The sequence below is a fragment of the Heliobacterium mobile genome, assembly GCF_009720735.1.
Classification (GTDB): domain Bacteria; phylum Bacillota; class Desulfitobacteriia; order Heliobacteriales; family Heliobacteriaceae; genus Heliobacterium; species Heliobacterium mobile.
Window position 1 is genome coordinate 14,098 of sequence record NZ_WNKU01000034.1, and the last position, 18,144, is coordinate 32,241.

Annotated in this window: 13 protein-coding genes and 1 rRNA gene; all 14 read right to left on the reverse strand. The window is 48.6% G+C overall.

The features are described from left to right. Positions 1–127: 127 nt before the first annotated feature. Positions 128–1,078, reverse strand: a complete 951-nt coding sequence (locus tag GJ688_RS17575; protein WP_155477828.1) for an electron transfer flavoprotein subunit alpha/FixB family protein — start codon at positions 1,076–1,078, stop codon at positions 128–130. Positions 1,079–1,091: 13 nt separating this feature from the next. Next, positions 1,092–1,850, reverse strand: a complete 759-nt coding sequence (locus GJ688_RS17580; protein ID WP_155477829.1) for an electron transfer flavoprotein subunit beta/FixA family protein — start codon at positions 1,848–1,850, stop codon at positions 1,092–1,094. A 12-nt stretch (positions 1,851–1,862) separates the two neighbouring features. After that, complete coding sequence (locus tag GJ688_RS17585; RefSeq protein WP_155477830.1) at positions 1,863–2,645, reverse strand: enoyl-CoA hydratase-related protein; 783 nt, start codon at positions 2,643–2,645, stop codon at positions 1,863–1,865. 75 nt (positions 2,646–2,720) lie between these two features. Continuing rightward, entirely contained in the window at positions 2,721–3,569 is an 849-nt protein-coding gene (locus GJ688_RS17590; protein WP_328597398.1) for a 3-hydroxybutyryl-CoA dehydrogenase, read from the reverse strand. Between the two features lie 52 nt (positions 3,570–3,621). Next, positions 3,622–4,800 carry an acetyl-CoA C-acetyltransferase gene (locus GJ688_RS17595; RefSeq protein ID WP_170292123.1) on the reverse strand — a complete coding sequence of 393 codons (1,179 nt, stop codon included), beginning with the start codon at positions 4,798–4,800 and terminating at the stop codon, positions 3,622–3,624. A 19-nt stretch (positions 4,801–4,819) separates the two neighbouring features. After that, positions 4,820–5,959, reverse strand: a complete 1,140-nt coding sequence (locus GJ688_RS17600; protein ID WP_155477833.1) for an acyl-CoA dehydrogenase — start codon at positions 5,957–5,959, stop codon at positions 4,820–4,822. Positions 5,960–6,399: 440 nt separating this feature from the next. After that, on the reverse strand, positions 6,400–8,637 hold the full coding sequence (locus GJ688_RS17605) for a copper amine oxidase N-terminal domain-containing protein (protein ID WP_155477834.1): 2,238 nt from the start codon (positions 8,635–8,637) through the stop codon (positions 6,400–6,402). A 146-nt stretch (positions 8,638–8,783) separates the two neighbouring features. After that, positions 8,784–10,529 carry an acyl-CoA dehydrogenase family protein gene (locus tag GJ688_RS17610; protein ID WP_155477835.1) on the reverse strand — a complete coding sequence of 582 codons (1,746 nt, stop codon included), beginning with the start codon at positions 10,527–10,529 and terminating at the stop codon, positions 8,784–8,786. Positions 10,530–10,557: 28 nt separating this feature from the next. Next, positions 10,558–11,739 carry an acetyl-CoA C-acyltransferase gene (locus tag GJ688_RS17615; protein ID WP_155477836.1) on the reverse strand — a complete coding sequence of 394 codons (1,182 nt, stop codon included), beginning with the start codon at positions 11,737–11,739 and terminating at the stop codon, positions 10,558–10,560. 19 nt (positions 11,740–11,758) lie between these two features. Further along, a complete protein-coding gene (locus tag GJ688_RS17620) occupies positions 11,759–14,158 on the reverse strand; it encodes a 3-hydroxyacyl-CoA dehydrogenase/enoyl-CoA hydratase family protein (RefSeq protein WP_155477837.1) in 2,400 nt (799 codons plus the stop codon). Between the two features lie 76 nt (positions 14,159–14,234). Then, positions 14,235–14,828 (reverse strand): TetR/AcrR family transcriptional regulator, encoded by a 594-nt coding sequence (locus tag GJ688_RS17625; RefSeq protein WP_155477838.1) that lies wholly within the window; start codon positions 14,826–14,828, stop codon positions 14,235–14,237. A 36-nt stretch (positions 14,829–14,864) separates the two neighbouring features. Continuing rightward, positions 14,865–16,580 (reverse strand): long-chain-fatty-acid--CoA ligase, encoded by a 1,716-nt coding sequence (locus GJ688_RS17630; RefSeq protein WP_155477839.1) that lies wholly within the window; start codon positions 16,578–16,580, stop codon positions 14,865–14,867. A 26-nt stretch (positions 16,581–16,606) separates the two neighbouring features. Next, complete coding sequence (locus GJ688_RS17635; RefSeq protein ID WP_155477840.1) at positions 16,607–17,464, reverse strand: flavodoxin family protein; 858 nt, start codon at positions 17,462–17,464, stop codon at positions 16,607–16,609. A gap of 499 nt (positions 17,465–17,963) precedes the next feature. Continuing rightward, positions 17,964–18,144: ribosomal RNA gene (locus GJ688_RS17640) — 23S ribosomal RNA — on the reverse strand; the annotation flags it as partial.

Here is an 18,144-nt window from a genome sequence, read left to right on the forward strand (position 1 = left end):
CTGAAATTGGCTATTTAGTTTCTAAATCTATGTATCGACGGAGAAATTTATGACATTCCTCTTTAAGTAGTTACCCTTTGACTTCCATAGCTAGAGCAGCGCCTTCTGTTCCCTTCGCTCTGTTCCCTTAGCTCAGCAATTTCTTGAATTCTGCCGTGAGCATGGGAACGACTTCAAACAAATCGCCCACAATGCCATAGTCAGCCACCTTGAAGATGTTTGCTTCGGGATCTTTGTTGATCGCGACGATGACTTTCGAACTTCCCATGCCGGCTAAATGTTGAATCGCGCCGGAGATGCCGCAGGCGATGTAGAGGCTCGGCGAGACGGTTTTCCCGGTTTGACCGACTTGGAAGCTGTGGTGACGCCAGCCCGAGTCCACGGCGGCCCGGGAAGCACCGACGGCAGCACCAAGGACGTCGGCCATTTCTTCTAAGATGGCGAAGTTTTCCGGTCCTTTCATCCCCCGTCCGCCCGAGACGATGATGTTCGCCTCAGTCAATTCGGGTCGAGTCGATACTTGCTTCACCACTTCTTTAACAATCGCTTTCAGATCGTCGGCACTAAAGCTGGCTGCAACTTCTTCAACCAGGCAAGAGCCGCCGCATTTTTCCGCTGCCGGAAATACGTTCGGACGCACCGTGACGATGGCCGGGCAAGCGCAGGGGGACACTTTGAAGAAGGCTTTACCGGAGTATACGGGGCGAATGAATTGACCTTCTTGATAATCCATCACATCGCTGATTTGACCGGCGCCGATGCGCTGAGCCACGCGAGGCGCGAAGTCCCGTCCTTGGGACGTGTTAGCGACGAGAACGATTTCCGGTTTTTCCTTTTGAATGAGGTCTGCCAGTACACGAGTATATTTCGCCGTGGTGTAATCTTTCAGTTCAGCACAGTCCGCCACGAAGACTTTAGATACACCGTATTCGCCTGCTTCCTGGGCGAGGCTGCTTACGCCGCTGCCCAGCAGGACCGCTTCCACATCCCCTAATTGTTTGGCCAAACCGATCATTTCATAGCTGACTTTTTTGATCTTCTGATCTTGTGCTTCGAGAACAACCCATACTTTAGCCATCTTGTCTTCCCCCCTAGATTACTTTTGCTTCTTCTCGTAGAGCTTTGACGAGTGCAGAAACGGCGGCGGCCATGTCGTCTTTATAGATTTTCCCGGCCTCTTTGGCTTTGGGGAGGAAAACGTCTTTGACCTCCACTTTCGGCTGGGCGGAGATGTTCAGATCGCTTGCATTGACGACTTTCAGTTCTTTTTTCTTCGCTTGCATAATGCCCTTCATGGACGGATAGCGAGGCTCGTTGAGTCCACGCTGGGCTGTGATCAATGCCGGCAGGGGTACTTCTACCACTTCCATACCGCCTTCGATTTCGCGGGAGCCCGTCAGTTTACCATCGGCCAACTCCAACTGAGTGACCATGTTGATTTGAGACAGATTGAGGATTTCAGCCACCCGGACACCTACTTGAGCCGAACGGTCGTCGATGGCCAGCCAACCGGTGAGAACCAGGTCAAAGTTGCCTTCTCCGAGGGCTTTCGCCAGGGCTTCCGCTACGACGCCTTCGTCTACAGCTACACCGTCCAGCTCAACTCGGACGGCCCGATCGGCTCCCATAGCGAGAGCTTTCCGCAAGGATTCGGTCACTTTGTCGCTCCCAGCCGAAAAGACGACCACTTCGCCGCCCACTTTTTCTTTGATTCGAAGCGCTTCTTCGATAGCGAATTCATCATAAGGGTTAATGATGACGTTTACGCCGGAAGGATCGACCTTGCCCTCTTTCACGACGATCTTTGCTTCCGTATCGAAGGTTTGTTTTATCAAAACTGCGATTTTCATGGCAGAACCTCCCTATGCGTTTGTAAAATTCGGTTTGCGTTTACTCAGAAATGCGTCCATGCCTTCTTTTTGGTCTGCCATCGAGAAGCACAAGGCAAACACTTCCGCTTCATAAGCCAAAGCTCGTTCCAGATCCATATTGAGGCCCTCGGTCATAGCCGCTTTCGTCAACCGAACTGCACCTTGCCCTTTAGCCGCAATTTTCTTGGCGATCGCTTTGGCTTTATCCATCAATTCAACTGCAGGTACGACCTTATTCACGAGGCCGATACGCAGTGCTTCCGCACTATCGATCATATCCCCTGTAAAGAGCAGTTCCGCCGCCAGCCCTTTCCCAACCAGGCGGGGTAGCCGCTGGGTCCCGCCAAAGCCGGCAGTCACAGCCAAGCTGACTTCGGGCTGGCCAAACTTGGCGTTCTCAGCAGCGATACGGAAATCGCAAGCCATGGTCAGTTCACAACCACCGCCTAAGGCAAAGCCGTTGACGGCAGCGATGACCGGTTGAGGCAGGCGCTCGATGCTGCTGAACACTTGCTGCCCCAGTTTAGCAAATTGACGAGCTTGAACCGGCGTGAATTCGCGCATCTGGGCGATGTCAGCGCCAGCGACAAAACTCTTTTCTCCAGCACCGGTTACGATGACCACGGAGATATGATCTTTTTGGGCGATCTCATCGAGAAGCCCCTTCAATTCTCCCAGCACCTGACTATTTAAGGCATTGAGTGCTTTGGGGCGGTTGATGGTGACAATGGCAAGAGCCTCTTCTTCCTCATAGAGCAGATAGTTCATTTCCAAGGCTTTTCTCCTCCTCTTCCGTCGTCAGTGGCAACCACCCGCTGCTTGGGTCCTATCTTTTAAGGCCGCAAAAAGTTAGCCTTCGTAGTTGTAAAAACCACGCCCCGATTTTCTACCGAGCCAACCGGCTTTCACGTACTTCCGCAGCAGCGGGCACGGACGGTAGCGGGGATCTCCGTAGCCTTCATGCATAATTTCCAGAATGGACAAAACCGTATCTAGACCGATCAGGTCAGCCAAGGCCAAGGGGCCCATGGGGTGGTTGAAGCCGAGTTTCATGATGGTATCAATACCTTCTGGATTGCCGACTCCTTCATAGAGGCACCAGATGGCTTCGTTGATCATCACTTGGGAGATCCGGTTGGAGACGAAGCCGGGCACGTCATTGACCGCAACGGGGACTTTCCCCATCTGCTTCGCCAGATCTTCAATCACCTGATAGACCTCGTCGGAAGTGGCCAGGCCGCGGATGATCTCGACGAGTTTCATCAAGGGCACAGGGTTCATGAAGTGCATGCCGATGACTTGCGTCGGTCGTTTGGTGCAGGCAGCCAGCTCAGTGATGGGCAGCGAAGAGGTGTTCGAGGCTAAGATAGCGTGAGCCGGAGCGACTTCATCGAGGGTACGGAAGATCTGCGATTTGATCTCCATCTTTTCACTAGCCGCTTCGATGACGATGTCACAGTTTTTCGCATTTTCCAAGTTATCGGACAATTGAAGCCGGCCTAGGGTGGCTTCCATGTCCTCGGCAGTGATTTTTCCCTTTTCCAAGAACTTGCTCAAGCTCTTTTTAATGGTGTTTAAGCCTTTATTGGCAAATTCGAAGGAAATATCATGTAGAACCGTTTGAAAACCGGCTAAAGCAGCCGTCTGGGCGATACCCGAGCCCATTTGCCCGGCGCCGATGACCATGATGCGTTTGATTTCCATCGATCTGTCTCCTTTCGTGTAGTTACTTCAATGATTCTCGCTATCGTTACTCGACGCGCAGGAGGACGGCATCGCCTTGAGCAGCTCCGCTGCAAATGGCCGCCATGCCGTGACCGCCGCCGCGCCGGCGCAGTTCATAAATTAACGTGGTCAGGATACGGGCACCGCTCGCTCCGATGGGGTGACCAAAAGCGATAGCGCCGCCGTTGACATTGACTTTTTCCATGTCATAGCCGGCGACCCGTTGGCTGACAAGGGGGACCGCTGCAAAAGCTTCGTTGACCTCGATGAGGTCGATATCAGAAAGACTCTTACCAGTCTTTTTCAGCAACTTGTTGATGGCATGACCCGGTGTAGCCGCCATCAGTTCAGGTGCCATCGCCACTTCTGCGTGACCGACGAAAGTCGCTAACGGTTTTAGTCCCAGTTCGTCTGCCTTTTCCCGGCTCATAATGACAAGGGCCGCCGCACCGTCGTTGACGCTTGGAGCGTTGCCAGCGGTGACGGTTCCGTTTTTATCAAAAACGGGGCTTAGCTTAGCCAAGGATTCTTTGGTTGTATTGGCACGAGGCTGCTCATCTTTGGCAAAAAGGATCTTTTCCTTTTTTTGCGGGACTTCGACAGGGATAATCTCTGCATCGAGGCGACCCGCTTCCATCGCAGCTGCTGCACGCTGCTGGCTCGCAACTGCCCAATCGTCTTGTTCTTCTCGAGAGACACCAAATTCTTTCGCCGCCGTAGAGCCGTAGATGGCCATGTGGTGATCGTTAAAGGGACACCAGAGACCGTCATGAACCATTCCGTCGACGGCGTCAAAGTTGAACATACGCTGTCCCCAACGAGCATTGGGCAGGTAGTACGGGGCATTGCTCATGCTTTCCATACCGCCGGCGACAGCCGCATCTACTTCACCAAGCATGATGAGTTTTGCCATCGTGGCGACAGAAATCATGCCGCTGGCACAAACTTTGTTCACCGTCAAGGAGGGAACTTCCCAGGCGATGCCAGCCTTGTGTGCCGCTTGACGGGAGGGAATCTGTCCCGACCCGCCCTGCAGCACTTGACCCATGCAAGTGTATTCAATTTGATCTGCACTCAACGCAGCTTTGTTTAAAGCGCCTTTCATAGCTGCAGCGCCCAAGTCAATCGCTTTCAAGGAAGCCAGCGTACCGCCGAACTTGCCAAAAGGTGTCCGGGCCGCGCTGACGATGACCACTTCACGCACGTCTTCCATCTCCCTTGTGTTACTTCAACAGGTTCGCCGCAATAACGATGCGCTGGATTTCACTGGTTCCTTCGTAGATCTCGGTGATCTTCGCATCACGCATCATGCGCTCCACGGGGTATTCACGGGTGTAGCCGTAACCGCCATGAATTTGAACCGCTTTCGTCGTTACCCACATGGCTGTTTCGGAGGCGACCAGTTTGGCCATAGCCGCTTCTTGGCTAAAGGGCTGGTCCGTGTCTTTCAGATAGGCTGCCTTATAGATTAACAACCGCGCCGCTTCAATTCGGCAGTGCATATCGGCAAGCATCCACTGGATGGCTTGGTTGGCGCAGATGGGCTTGCCGAACTGTTCGCGAGTTTTGCTGTAGGCCAAGGCTTGGTCAAAAGCGCCTTGGGCAATCCCCAGCGCCTGAGCGGCAATGCCGATACGGCCGCCGTCGAGGGTCTTCATGACGATTTTGAAGCCCATGCCTTCTTCGCCCAGCAGGTTTTCTTTCGGGATGCGGCAGTTTTCAAAGACGAGTTCATATGTATTCGACGCCCGGATGCCCATTTTGTGCTCTTTTTTGCCAAAGGTAAAGCCGGGAGTTCCCTTTTCCACTATGAAGGCTGAGGTGCCTTTATGTTTTTTGCTCGGATCGGTGCTGGCGATGACGACATAGACATCCGCCCGTTCACCATTGGTGATGAAGATCTTTGTTCCGTCTAATACGTACTCGTCACCATCGAGTTTCGCCGTCAGCTTCATCGCACCGGCGTCGGAACCGGCAGCAGGCTCGGTCAATCCCATGGCACCGACTTTTTCACCTTGAGCCAGGGGAACGAGGTATTTTTGCTTTTGTTCTTCCGTGCCGAAGTTATAGATGGGCCAGAGGCACAAGGAGGTGTGTGCAGAGAGCAAGACGCTCGAGGAGCCGCAAACACGACCTAGTTCTTCAACAGCGATGGCATAGCTCATGTGATCCATGCCCACACCACCGTACTCTTCCGGGAAGGGGATACCGGAGAGGCCGAGTTCAGCCATTTTATCCCATAGAGACCAGTCATACTCTTCCTTCTCGTCCATTTCAGCTGCTTTCGGTGCGATTTCGGTCTCGGCAAATTCCCGTACCGTTTTGCGAAGCATTTCCTGTTCTTCGGTGAGTTTAAAAATCATTGTAGAGGTCCTCCTTACAACTTTTTGAATTCTGCAACCAAAACGGTCTTTTGACCGGGTAGCAACAAAAACATGTCCATTCATTAAAGTGAATATTTTCTTTTGTATAAATTTTTGGACTATTGAAACAACATGATTGTGATTCTACCAAATCGCCAAAATTCCTCTTTTATTTTCAGAAAAAGAAAATATTCTCTTTAACAATAAATTGAAAGGAGTTTGAGCCCACCAATATAAACAAAGAGTTTACAGAACTTGATCTTTCGATAAATACGAGAAAATACCTGCTTCCCGGCAGCCCGTTGTCGGAATTTTTTAATTATTACCCCAAAGATATTGATGCTAAATTTGAAAAGAAGAGGCCACTGACATTGTCAGCAGCCTGAAGAGTTTCTTAGAAGCTCCCCGGTGTCTGTCAGGCCCCACTCGCCAATTTAACCTTAGTTTATAGTAATCGTCTGGGTCGCTTCGTCCCATTGAATAGACCCACCAAGCACATTCCCGATCCATCTCAACGGAACCATCATTCGGCCCGGTTCAATCATTTCCGGACATGCATCCATGGTGAGTCCTGTGCCGTTAATCTTCAAGATTGGGCTATCGATTTGAAATTGGACGATTTTAGGCCCCTGAATCATGGTAAATGTCTTTGATTCATCGTCCCAGAGAGTTTCTGATTCCTTGAGCCCTAATGCTTGGGCGACGTAGCGAATCGGTAAAAATGTGCGATTATCTTTTATGTAAGGAGCAATGTCCATCGTTACTTCCTTTGAAGCAACCATCGCTTTTGTCTGATTGATCGTAAAGACAAACCTTCCTTTCTGCTCTGACGGCGCTGGCGTTACGACCTTGGCGACGACAGCTTGGGCTGCTGTGGAATCGGAAAACAGGTCTCCAGCCATTTCAGCCGTGGCTGTCTCCCAACCTTTAATTTTAAAGGTAAGATCACCTTCTGGAACTGTTCGATCCACGTTTACTTGGATGTTGCTTACTTTTATCTTAGATGGTTTTGTGCTTGTTGATTTGACTTTTACACAAGCATATTTCTGCCCTTCATTCATATCTGTTTTGGTGGTGGCTGAATCGTTTTCCAAGACTAAGTCGCCCTCGATGACTTCGAATTTCGGAGCCCTTTCAAAGTCGACTCCTGCTGGCGCATAGATCCGCAATTCGCGAGTAGCTTTGCTCATCAGTGCTTCCGCCTTACTTTCAGCGACGATCACGTCACCGATAGCCTGGTTAGGCAAGCCGATTTTGACTTCTGTTACGGAAAGAGGCTTCATGACGACAGAAGGAGTTACTTTAGCGACAGGCATGGGGCCTTTCAACGGTGTCTCACCGCCAAAAGTGATAGCTAATAGCCCTTGAAAGTTCGGAGCCACATCAACGGTGGCTTTTTCAAAATATACTTTCGCCGGTTTTGTCTTGGTGGAGCTAACGAATACGCCCCGAATCATTCTTCGTTCTTCATTCACATATTCAAACAGATCATGTTGAGAGTTTATGGGCTTTAACAGTAAAATGTCTCCAAGATCAGACTCGCTCCGGTTCACATTAGGTACGTCTCTCCATTTAACATTTTCTGGAGTGGTTACGGTGATGGCTCGATTTTTAGCTATCGCACCGGGAGTTTCTTCTTCGCCTAAAAAGACGACTATGTTCTGATCCAATTGGCCTGCAACTAAGGTCGGAAGTTCACCAACAGGCCCTCCTTTAAGCTTGTATTCACCGTACTTGGCGACGGTCAAGCGCTCCGGTGAAGGGTCACTCTTACCACCGATCGTGACAACGATATCACCAGGTTTCGCTGTGGACTCATCAATTTCGATTCCTAGATTGGAAAGGGTAATATATGCTCCCTTGCGTTCAGTCTCTCTATTGACACGCAGCTTTAGGGTCCGTCCATCATCGGCGCTGCCATCGAGAACAGCCCTAGTCGGTGGATCAGCATCATCATGATCGCCATCTTGTTCTCCTAAGACGATATCGCCCCAATTGGCCTCAACTTCCACATCATCACTTACATCCCAGCGGTATCCTTGAGGAAGCTTCAGCTTCAGCGAATCGTCATAGCCACCCTCAAGTGCACCGGGGCGACTCTCTTTGATCCGTATCGTATCTATTTTGCCGCCATTAGAATCAAAAGTCTTTACATCATCAATCGTTACAGCTACACTGCCATTGCCAATGGTGGCCAAGGTCAATTGAGCGTTTTCAAAGACTGAACCCGATTCCGCTTCAATCGTCACTTTGAGTTCGCCTGAAAGAGAACTGGGTGCTTCAATATCATGTAACTGCACATAGAGTAACCCTTTGCCTGTAGACTCCTCGTTTTTCTCGACTTCGATCACATATTCTTTTCCCTCTTCGATTTCTTCGGAGTCGGGATTCAAAAACTGATTATCTGCTGATTCCACTTTTTCAGGCGCAGTCACACCTATATTCCCAATCGCAGCTTTTTTGGGCATGATAATACGAAAACTCTCTACGCTGTTATCCATGGCACCTTGTGGTACCTCCACAGCGATACGGGCATCGAAAAAACCACCCGGCTTCGGACTCCCTTTGACCAAGACAGAATACATATCTTCATCTTTGGCAAAAGCGGCAGACCAAGGTATGAGAGAAGCCGCTATTGACGTGATGAGCACTAAGCTCATCCATTTTTTTCGATTCATTTCTTCACGACTCCTACTTACAAAAGTTTTGCACAGTAAGTGCAATCACCCTGATCATTTTTTGATGATTCAATCCTGTTCATGGCCTGCCGCTTTTTTTATAAGCACTGCCTATGAAAACGATTGTTTGATACCCTATACATTGTTTATAACGTGTATTTTTCCGCTTCTATGCTTTGCTGCGCTATAGTTCGTTTAATCAGCTTCTCATTAACGGGTACATGGCGAGACAGCTTTTTCAAAATCGACAGTTGAGTGCGAAGCGAATCCCCTTCTTCCATGGCAGCCAAAGAGTCTTTGGCCGTCTGTTCAACAGTCGCGAATCGCCGGTGAATATATGCTGTCGCCAAGTCGATCTGTAAACGAGCTCTTTCTTCTCCAGAACTAGTTATTTTTTTCGTAGCACGCAATAATACGCTTTCCATCGCGAAGCAGTCTATGACCAAGTTGGCAACGTTCCGAAGGATCTCTTGTTCATGCACTAGTGCCTTTTGATATTTCTGAACAGCCAATCCTGCCACAAAAAGAACAATTTTTTTGACCCGTTCTACAAGATCCCTTTCCATGTTCAAGGGGATGGTCTCATCAATAAGTCCGCCCATGGTGAACAACTCTGCTTGCAGTTTCTGTGCTGCAGCCAGCAAGGGGATTTCGCCTTTCATCGCCCGCTTTACCAGCGTGTCAGGAATTAATAGCCGGTTGATTTCATTGGTGCCTTCGAAGATGCGATTGATGCGCGAATCGCGGTACATGCGTTCGATTTCATATTCCTGTGTAAAGCCATAGCCACCGTGTATCTGTACCCCTTCATCGACGACAAAATCGAGCATTTCCGAAGCGAGAATCTTACAGATGGAGCATTCGGCAGCATATTCGGCTGCCGCTTGCAAAGGTTCTTTGACCCCTAAGGCCTGTTCAATCAAGCCTGCCGTTCGATAGATCACCGACTCCGCACCGTAGAGTTCTATCGCCATCTGGGCAATTTTCTCTTGGACCAAGGGAAACTGAGCGATGGGGCTATTGAACTGAGTTCTTTCCTTCGCATATTTAACTGCCAGATGGAGAGCCCATTTGGCCGAACCAACACAACCCGCCCCAAGCTTATACCTTCCAATATTGAGAATATTGAATGCAATATGGTGCCCTTTGCTGATTTCCCCCAACAGATTTTCCACAGGGACTTGGGCATCTTCCAGTACCACGGGACAAGTCGATGATCCTTTGATACCCATTTTCTTTTCTTCCGGACCGACGGACAAACCGGGAGTGTCTCTGTCGACGATAAAGGCCGTAAACTTGTCTCCGTCCACTTTCGCGTAGATGATGAAGACATCGGCAAATCCCGCGTTGGTAATATACTGCTTGCTGCCGTTTAAGATATAATGGGTTCCATCTTCGCTCAAAAAGGCGCTCGTTTTTGCACCGAGGGCATCAGAACCGGAACCTGGCTCGGTCAGGCAATAGGCGGCAATTTTTTCTCCAGTTCCCAAAGAGGGGAGATAGCGTCTCTTCTGCTCTTCATTGCCGAAAAATACAATCGGCAAGGTACCAATGCCTACGTGAGCGCCATGGCTCAAGCCAAAGGAACCGCCGCGAGCCATATTTTCCGTAATTAATGTAGAAGATATTTTGTCAAGGGCCACTCCATCATACTCCTCGGGAATATCGGCAGCCAGAAGCCCCAGATCGCCTGCCTCACGTAAGAGAGAACGGGTTAAGTCGTAATCAAGGGCTTCAATAGTCCCTTGATGAGGTACGACTTTCCCTACGATAAAATCAGCAGTTGTCTGTGCAATCGCCCGTTGTTCCTCTGAAAAATCTTCCGGTACAAAAATCTGTTCAGGCAACAGGGTTTCGGTCAAAAAACTACCACCACGAATAAACTCACTCATTCTGTTCACCTCTAACGTTTTATTGCAATTATTCGAATCTTTCGAATACAGCGGCTGCGCCCATGCCTCCGCCGATACACATGGAGACGACACCATAGCGCCCTCGGCGCCGCTTTATTTCATGTAAGAGCGATGTGGTCAACTTTGCTCCGGTGCATCCGAGTGGATGACCTAAGGCGATGGCACCGCCATTGACATTGACTCGTTTCGGGTCTATCCCTAAGTGATTGATTACGTAAATCGCCTGTGCTGCAAAAGCTTCGTTGATCTCAAAGAGATCGACTTCGTCCTGTCGAATGCCGGCTAGCTTCAGTGCTTTGGGGATGGCCTCAATGGGGCCGATTCCCATAATATCAGCCGGTACACCGCCTACTGCAAAGGCTCGAAAAGATCCGAGTACAGGGAGTTGCAACTGTTCCGCTTTTTCTCGCGATGTAATGACTACAGCCGAAGCCCCGTCACTCATCTGCGAAGAATTACCTGCCGTCACCGTCCCTTTTTCCCGAAAAGCAGGGCGCAGTTTACTCAACGCCTCTAACGTCGTATCTGGACGGACTCCTTCATCCTTGTTGAATTCCTCGTCCTGCTCTTGTAACTTCCCTTCTTCGTTGAACCATCGTTTTTTGAACATGACCGGTATGATTTCTTCGGCGAAGCGTTCTTCCGCTTGCGCCTTTGCCGCTTTTTGATGACTGCTGAGGGCAAACAGATCTTGTTCTTCCCGGCTGATGCCAAAACGGGACGCTACGTTTTCTGCAGTAATCCCCATCGCGATGTACGCTTCGGGCATGTTCTCCATGAGGTATGGATTGGGCGCAATTTTATTGCCTCCCATCGGGATCATGCTCATACTCTCTACGCCGCCTGCGATCATCACTTCTGCAAAACCGGCCATAATCCGTTCCGCTGCCATAGCGATCGTCTGCAGCCCTGACGAGCAGAACCGGTTAACAGTCATTCCACAGACACTATGGGGCAAGTTCGCACGCTGCGCTACAATGCGCCCTAGGTTCATACCCTGCTCTGCTTCGGGGAACGCACAACCCATGACAATATCTTCAACTTGTTCCGGCCCAATCGCCTTAGCTCTCTCTAAGGCTTCCCTGACAGCGAGTGCAGCCATATCTTCCGGCCGCACATCTTTCAGGGTACCTTTCGGCGCTTTGCCAACGGGAGTTCGTACGGCACTAACGATGACTGCTTCTCTCATCTTATCGTCCTCCAATCACTCAGTTACGAAGCGGTTTTCCTTTAGCCAACATGTGGCGCATTCGTTCCTGACTCTTCGGTTCGCCAACTAAATTAAGGAAGGCTTCTCGCTCTAGGTCTAATAAGTGCTGCTCGGTAACCAGACTTTTTGCAGGGACCGCTCCTCCGCTTAAGACATAAGCGATCTTACTCGCGATTTTGGCATCATGATCGCTGATACGGCCGGCTTGTCGGAGCGAATAAATCCCAAGCTTCATCAAGGCTAAGCCGCTTTCCCCAACGACGGGAATCTTCCGTGCCGTAGGCGGCGCATATCCTTGGTTCCATAAGGCCAGGGCTTTCTGCTTCGCATCGTAGAGTTGGAAATCGCTATTGGCCGTAATGGCATCACTCCGACGGAAGAAGCCAAGTCGCTGTGCTTCCATGGCGCTAATAGATACTTTAGCCATGGCGATCGTCTCAAAGACCCGGTTTACGATCGGCTGCAGGTCATCTTTTTCGCTGACAGCCGCCTCGTCCATGGCTCGCAACAGCATTTCTTTATGCCCGCTGCCGCCTGGAATGAGCCCGACACCAGCTTCCACTAAGCCGATATAGGTCTCAGCATTCGGCTGTATCGCCGCTGCCGGAAGAGTCAGCTCACAACCGCCGCCTAAGGTTAGGCCATGAGGAGCGACGACGACAGGACGCCGGCTTCGCTTGATAGCCATGGCTGTCTGCTGGAACTGCCGGACCATAAAGTCAAGCTCATCCCAGTTTTCATCTTCTGCTTCCATTAGGATCAGCATCAGGTTGGCGCCAACACAATAATTCGTCCCATCATTCCCGATAACCAGTCCCTTATAATTACGTTCTGCTTCTTCAATGCTCCACCGGAGTATCTGCAGGAAATCGGGCCCAATGGCGTATTTGGGCGAGTGAAATTCTAAAAAGGCTACATCGTCACCCATATCATAAAGAGAGCCTCCGGCATTGGAACGAATAGGTTGTTTTTTTCTCAGATCGGCGACTCGAATACGTTCCGCCTGACTTTCCATTTCCGCCATTTCTCCTGACAGGCGTACATAGAAACGTTTAAGGCCGCTTTCATCATAGAAACGACTTTTGCCGTCAGCGATGATTTGCTCCACCCACTGGGGGATGACTTCCCCTTCATTCCTCATTCTTTCGACGCTTTCCTTTAACCCAATGGCATCCCAGGCCTCAAAGGGGCCGAGTGTCCAATTAAAGCCCCATCTCATCGCTTCATCGACACTGACAATGTCATCGGCGATCTGGGAGAGTATATTCGCTGAATAAAGGAGCACTTTTTTCAGGATCTCCCAGCTGAATTGAGCAGCCTTATCATTGCCTCCGATGAGTCTTTTAATTTTCTCTGCCGTTCCCCGGCCCGTTTTAGCCATCTCAAGGGAGGCAAAGGAGATTTTTTTTCTTGGTTTGTACGTAAGGCTTTGCAGATCCAGCGCCAAAATATCTGTGCCTTTGGGCCCTTTGTCTTTGCGATAGAACCCTTGGCCGCTCTTATCGCCTAACCATCCTTGATTCAACATTTTTAGGAGCGGTTCCGGTGTGGCAAAAACGTTCTTTTCTTCGGGGTCTGTCGTCGTGTGATAAACGTTGCTTGCCACGTGAACGAAAATGTCAAGACCGACTATATCTAAGGTCCGAAAAGTGGCGCTTTTGGGACGTCCGATGACGGGTCCGGTCAAGGCGTCCACTTCATCTACGGTGAGTCCATACTTCTCCATCGCTTGCAATGTGATCAGCAGCCCGTAGGTGCCGATGCGGTTGGCGATAAAATTCGGAGTATCTTTAGCGATGACGACTCCTTTGCCCAGATGTTTCTCACAAAAATGCTTCATGAAAGCGATGAGATTTTTGTCCGTTTCCCGGCAAGAAATGATCTCCAGTAGTCTCATATACCGAGGCGGGTTAAAGAAATGGGTTCCCATAAAGTAACGCCGAAACTCGGGAGTGCATTCTTCAACCATTCTATTGATCGACACTCCGGAGGTGTTTGAACTGACAATCGTTCCCGGCCGCCAATAAGGTTCGACTTGTTTCCACAGATTTTTCTTCACTTCCAACTTTTCTACGACGGCTTCGATGACCCAATCGGCCTCAGCGATACGAGAAAGATCGTCTTCCAGGTTACCTATTTCAATCCGCTCGATCACGTCTGCCAGATAGCAAGGCGACGGCTTTTGCTTCAGCAGATTCGCTTTTGCCTGAGCGGCGATACGATTTCGCACCGGCTTACTTTGCAGGGTCAAGCCTTGCTTGATTTCCTCTGCTGTCATTTCTTTGGGAACGATGTCCAGTAGCAGCACCTCCCGACCGACATTGGCCAAGTGGGCTGCTATGGCAGAACCCATGACACCTGCCCCAAGAACAACAACTTTTTGAATCGACGGGATCATCATACCCCTCCTATACAAACACTTCTCCCCACGTATTCCATGAATGAAGCCTCATTCATTTTTGAGGAAAAATATTTCACTTTGATATTCCTCTAAAGATTACACGAATCAACTGGGCTGCTTGCGAAGTTAAGGAATAGTTTTTCTGACTGAATACCCAGGAAGTGGCTACCTCATCGATACTTCCAAAAATTATTTTTCGAATCAGTTTTGCCGATAGTTCGGAATCAAAGTATCCCTGCTGTTGACCTAGGCAAACGGTGTCCTCAATGATTTGAAAATATTGATGTAAAATTGGAGCGATTCCTTTGCGGATTTCAGCGATCGGTTGCCTTAGTTCGAGTTGAAATACCCTTGCCAGGTCTGGGTCTTCCTCTAATATTTGTAGGTGTTGATCGACGATATAGCTCAGCCGTTGTCTTGCGTCATCGAGCTGTTTCAGTTGTTCTTTCAAAGATAAGATGTAACTTCCTACTTGATGTTCAAAAAGGCGAACTAGGATTTCTTCTTTGTTGCGAAAATACAAGTAAATCGTACCATCAGCGACTCCTGCCTGTTTGGCTATCTTCGAGATCTGTGAATTGTAAAAGCCGTTTCGCGCAAAAACTGCTTTCGCTGCATCAATGATCACTGGCAATTTATCTTTATTGCGTTGACGCGTCCCTGCCAAAATTCTTCAAGCCTTTCTGTTTTAATATTGCGAATATTATGCTTTCGATGCTGCAGCCTCGTTTCCTTCTTCGAGTAATCGCCGACGCAATATTTTTCCGGAAATCGTCTTCGGTAGTTCCGTTCGAAACTCGATAGTACGAGGGATTTTATAACTGGCTAGTTTACTTCGGCAATAGACTTCGATCTCGTCGAGACTGGGTTGCTTTCCTTCTTTGAGCACGATATAGGCTTTGACTGTTTCTCCACGATAGGGGTCAGGTACGCCCAATACGACGGCTTCTTGTATGCTTGGATGTTCATATAGAACTTCCTCGACTTCTCGTGGATAAATATTGTAGCCACCGGCGATGATAAGATCTTTTTTTCGATCGACGATATAAAAAAAACCTTCATCGTCCATAAGAGAGAGATCCCCTGTGTAAAGCCAACCGTCTCGCAGCACTTCTTTGGTTTCATCGGGGCGATTCCAGTATCCTTTCATCACTTGAGGTCCCTTGACGATCAATTCTCCCACTCGCCCGTCAATGATCGGCTCTCCTGTTTCGAGGTCGATGATCTTCACTTCCGTATCCGGAAGCGGCAGACCAATGCTGCCTGATTTTCGTTTATGCCATATGGGGATACAGTGGGTCACTGGGGAAGCTTCCGTCAATCCGTATCCTTCCACCAATCGCCCCCCCGTCAGTTTTTCAAAACTCTGCTGAACCTCTACAGGCAACCCAGCTGCCCCACTAAGACAGGCTTTAACGGAGGATAGGTCATAGTGACTAACTTTTGGATGATTAATAATCGAGATATACATTGTCGGTGTACCTGGAAACATTGTTGGCCGCTCTCGGTCGATCGTTTGTAAAATTTTATCACCGTCAAAACGAGGAAGTAAAATCATTTCTGCACCGACCGCAACGGCTAGATTCATACCAATCGTCAAGCCATAGACATGGAAGAATGGCAATACACAAAGAATGCGTTCATTTCCGAATTCACACTTGTAAAACCATGCTACGAGCTGTTGGGTGTTTGCGTTGATGTTCCAATGAGACAGCATCACTCCTTTTGGTGTTCCCGTTGTCCCCCCGGTATATTGGAGTAAAGCTACATCATCAACGTTTGTCGATGGATGATATGCTTCGATTGAACCTTTTTCCAAAATTTCTTTCCATCGATGAACCTTACTGTTGTAAGTTATGGCCGGCTTTTTCCCTTGCAGATGCATTTTAACGGAATAGATAAGGTTCTTTGGGAACACTAGATAATCCTGAATACCTGTGAATACGACTTGCTCAATCTTGGTTTGTTCAATCGCTCTCATCACTCGCTGGTCAAGTAGATCCAAAACGATGATCACTTTTGCACCTGAATCTTGCAATTGGTATTGAAGTTCCCGTTCCACATATAGGGGATTCGTCATGACGACGACAGCACCGGCTAGCAGTGCACCGTAAAAGGCGGTAACGGTTTGCGGACAATTAGGTAACATGATACATATTGCGTCGCCCGGTTTTACTCCCATGTGGACCAAGGCGTTGGCAAAACGGCATACATCATTCCATAATTCACGGTATGTCATTCGAAATCCCATAAATGAGATAGCACGATGATGGGGGTATTTTTCACTCGTTTCTTGCAACAATCGCGATATGGTTATTTTTCGGTATTCCATGTGTAAAGGGACCTCTGGTGGATAGCTATTCTTCCAACTTATTTCTGAATCGGAATGGGACGGTCCGTGCCGAATCGGAATGGTCATCCGGCTTCACCTCAATATATCGAAGATCATTCTTCGAAGTGATCCCTCGTTCTTTCCGAAGGTCTTATCCACCATGCCTTATTCATGTACGGTCGTTGTACTGTACTCAACCGAGTCCTTTCGTCTATGTATCTTTCTACCATAGAGATTAGCCAATGCCGAAAATGGTGGTAGAGGGCTTCTGTCGATAATCGGTTTTGGTGCGTAATGACTGGCTTATATTGTCCCAGTGTAGATACCTGTCTTGCTCCACATAATGGACATTCAATCCCGCCATCCTTACACCGTCGAAATAAGTCCGAACCACAATTTGGACATTCACTTTGTTCCTTCTCATATTCATCGGCTACAAAGAGTTTTTTACCTAAATCTCTCGCGTAGCGAAGATGGCCGGCCTCATCAAAACACTCTCCCGGTAAAGCTGCCCGTACGGTCCAGCAATCGATTAACTTCATTTCCAATACCCTTGGTAGAACCAAAGCAGCTGTCTTAGCGTATCCTTCCCAATGGTTGACTCCATAGGGGATGACGACGATACATGGTTTTTGGCGAGTTTTTTCGATAATGTTTTGTACACCGAGCATTCGGTCAGTCAATAATTTTAACGATCCATGAGGACCGAAAAAATAAACTGGTACTCCAAATAGTACAGCGTCCGCTTCCGTAAGTTTATCGAGAACAAAAGAGAAGTCATCTTTAATCGGGCATTCTTTCCCTCTTTTCAAACAACGGTAGCAGCCACTGCAAGGTTCAATGCGACAATCAGGCAGGCGAATCAATTCTTTACAACAAGGCTCAGGCACATTGTCCATGATTTCTTTGAGCAAAAGTTCACTGTTTCCTAACTGTCGTTTAGAGACAACTATTCCCAAGACCTTTTTCAATAGTTATGCTCCCTTCTGCTTTTGGTAAGAAGGTTCTCAATTATTTTGAATGAGACCTCATTCATTATTTTAGTTCCTAAGATCATTCCCCCTTTAGGCATGATGTCCTTGTCACTACATCGCATCCATCAACTTCATTGAGCGACTTTGATCTTCGTTCTATCGCTTTAGTAACTAAGCACTCTAATATTAACTCTATTTCAAATATTCTGTCAATATCAGATCGTTCGGTTTTCCTTTCTCTTGCTAGTTATTATTTTACTGCAGGGTATGGCGGGTCGTCACTATCTTATTTCTAAAGTTTAGTCAAGCGAGAAAAATCAGTGAACCCCAAAGGGTAAAGCTATAAAAGGTGTAAATGTTAGAGGCTGGTTTTCAGAGAAAACCAGCCCGATTTTAAATGGAAAAAAGACTACCCAATCATAAAGGATAGTCTTTGGTTTGAAGATATGCTCTGTTCATTCAAAACCACACAGAGTTCACATTGTAAAGCTTAAGTAAGGTCAAGTCCTCGACCGATTCGTACCCGTCGACTGAACGCCTCACAGCGTGTACATCTCGGGCCGATCAACCAGGTCATCTTCCTGGGGTCTTACCTACTTGCGTAGTGGGAAGTCTCATCTTTGGGTCGGTTTCGCGCTTAGATGCTTTCAGCGCTTATCCGCTCCCGACATAGCTAC

Bases quoted from the DNA above. Each gene is read 5' to 3' on its own strand.
- GJ688_RS17615 (WP_155477836.1), bottom strand. From the start codon at position 11,739: ATGAGAGAAGCAGTCATCGTTAGTGCCGTACGAACTCCCGTTGGCAAA.
- GJ688_RS17620 (WP_155477837.1), bottom strand. From the start codon at position 14,158: ATGATCCCGTCGATTCAAAAAGTTGTTGTTCTTGGGGCAGGTGTCATG.
- GJ688_RS17610 (WP_155477835.1), bottom strand. From the start codon at position 10,529: ATGAGTGAGTTTATTCGTGGTGGTAGTTTTTTGACCGAAACCCTGTTG.
- GJ688_RS17630 (WP_155477839.1), bottom strand. From the start codon at position 16,580: ATGACCATTCCGATTCGGCACGGACCGTCCCATTCCGATTCAGAAATA.
- GJ688_RS17580 (WP_155477829.1), bottom strand. From the start codon at position 1,850: ATGAAAATCGCAGTTTTGATAAAACAAACCTTCGATACGGAAGCAAAG.
- GJ688_RS17575 (WP_155477828.1), bottom strand. From the start codon at position 1,078: ATGGCTAAAGTATGGGTTGTTCTCGAAGCACAAGATCAGAAGATCAAA.
- GJ688_RS17605 (WP_155477834.1), bottom strand. From the start codon at position 8,637: ATGAATCGAAAAAAATGGATGAGCTTAGTGCTCATCACGTCAATAGCG.
- GJ688_RS17600 (WP_155477833.1), bottom strand. From the start codon at position 5,959: ATGATTTTTAAACTCACCGAAGAACAGGAAATGCTTCGCAAAACGGTA.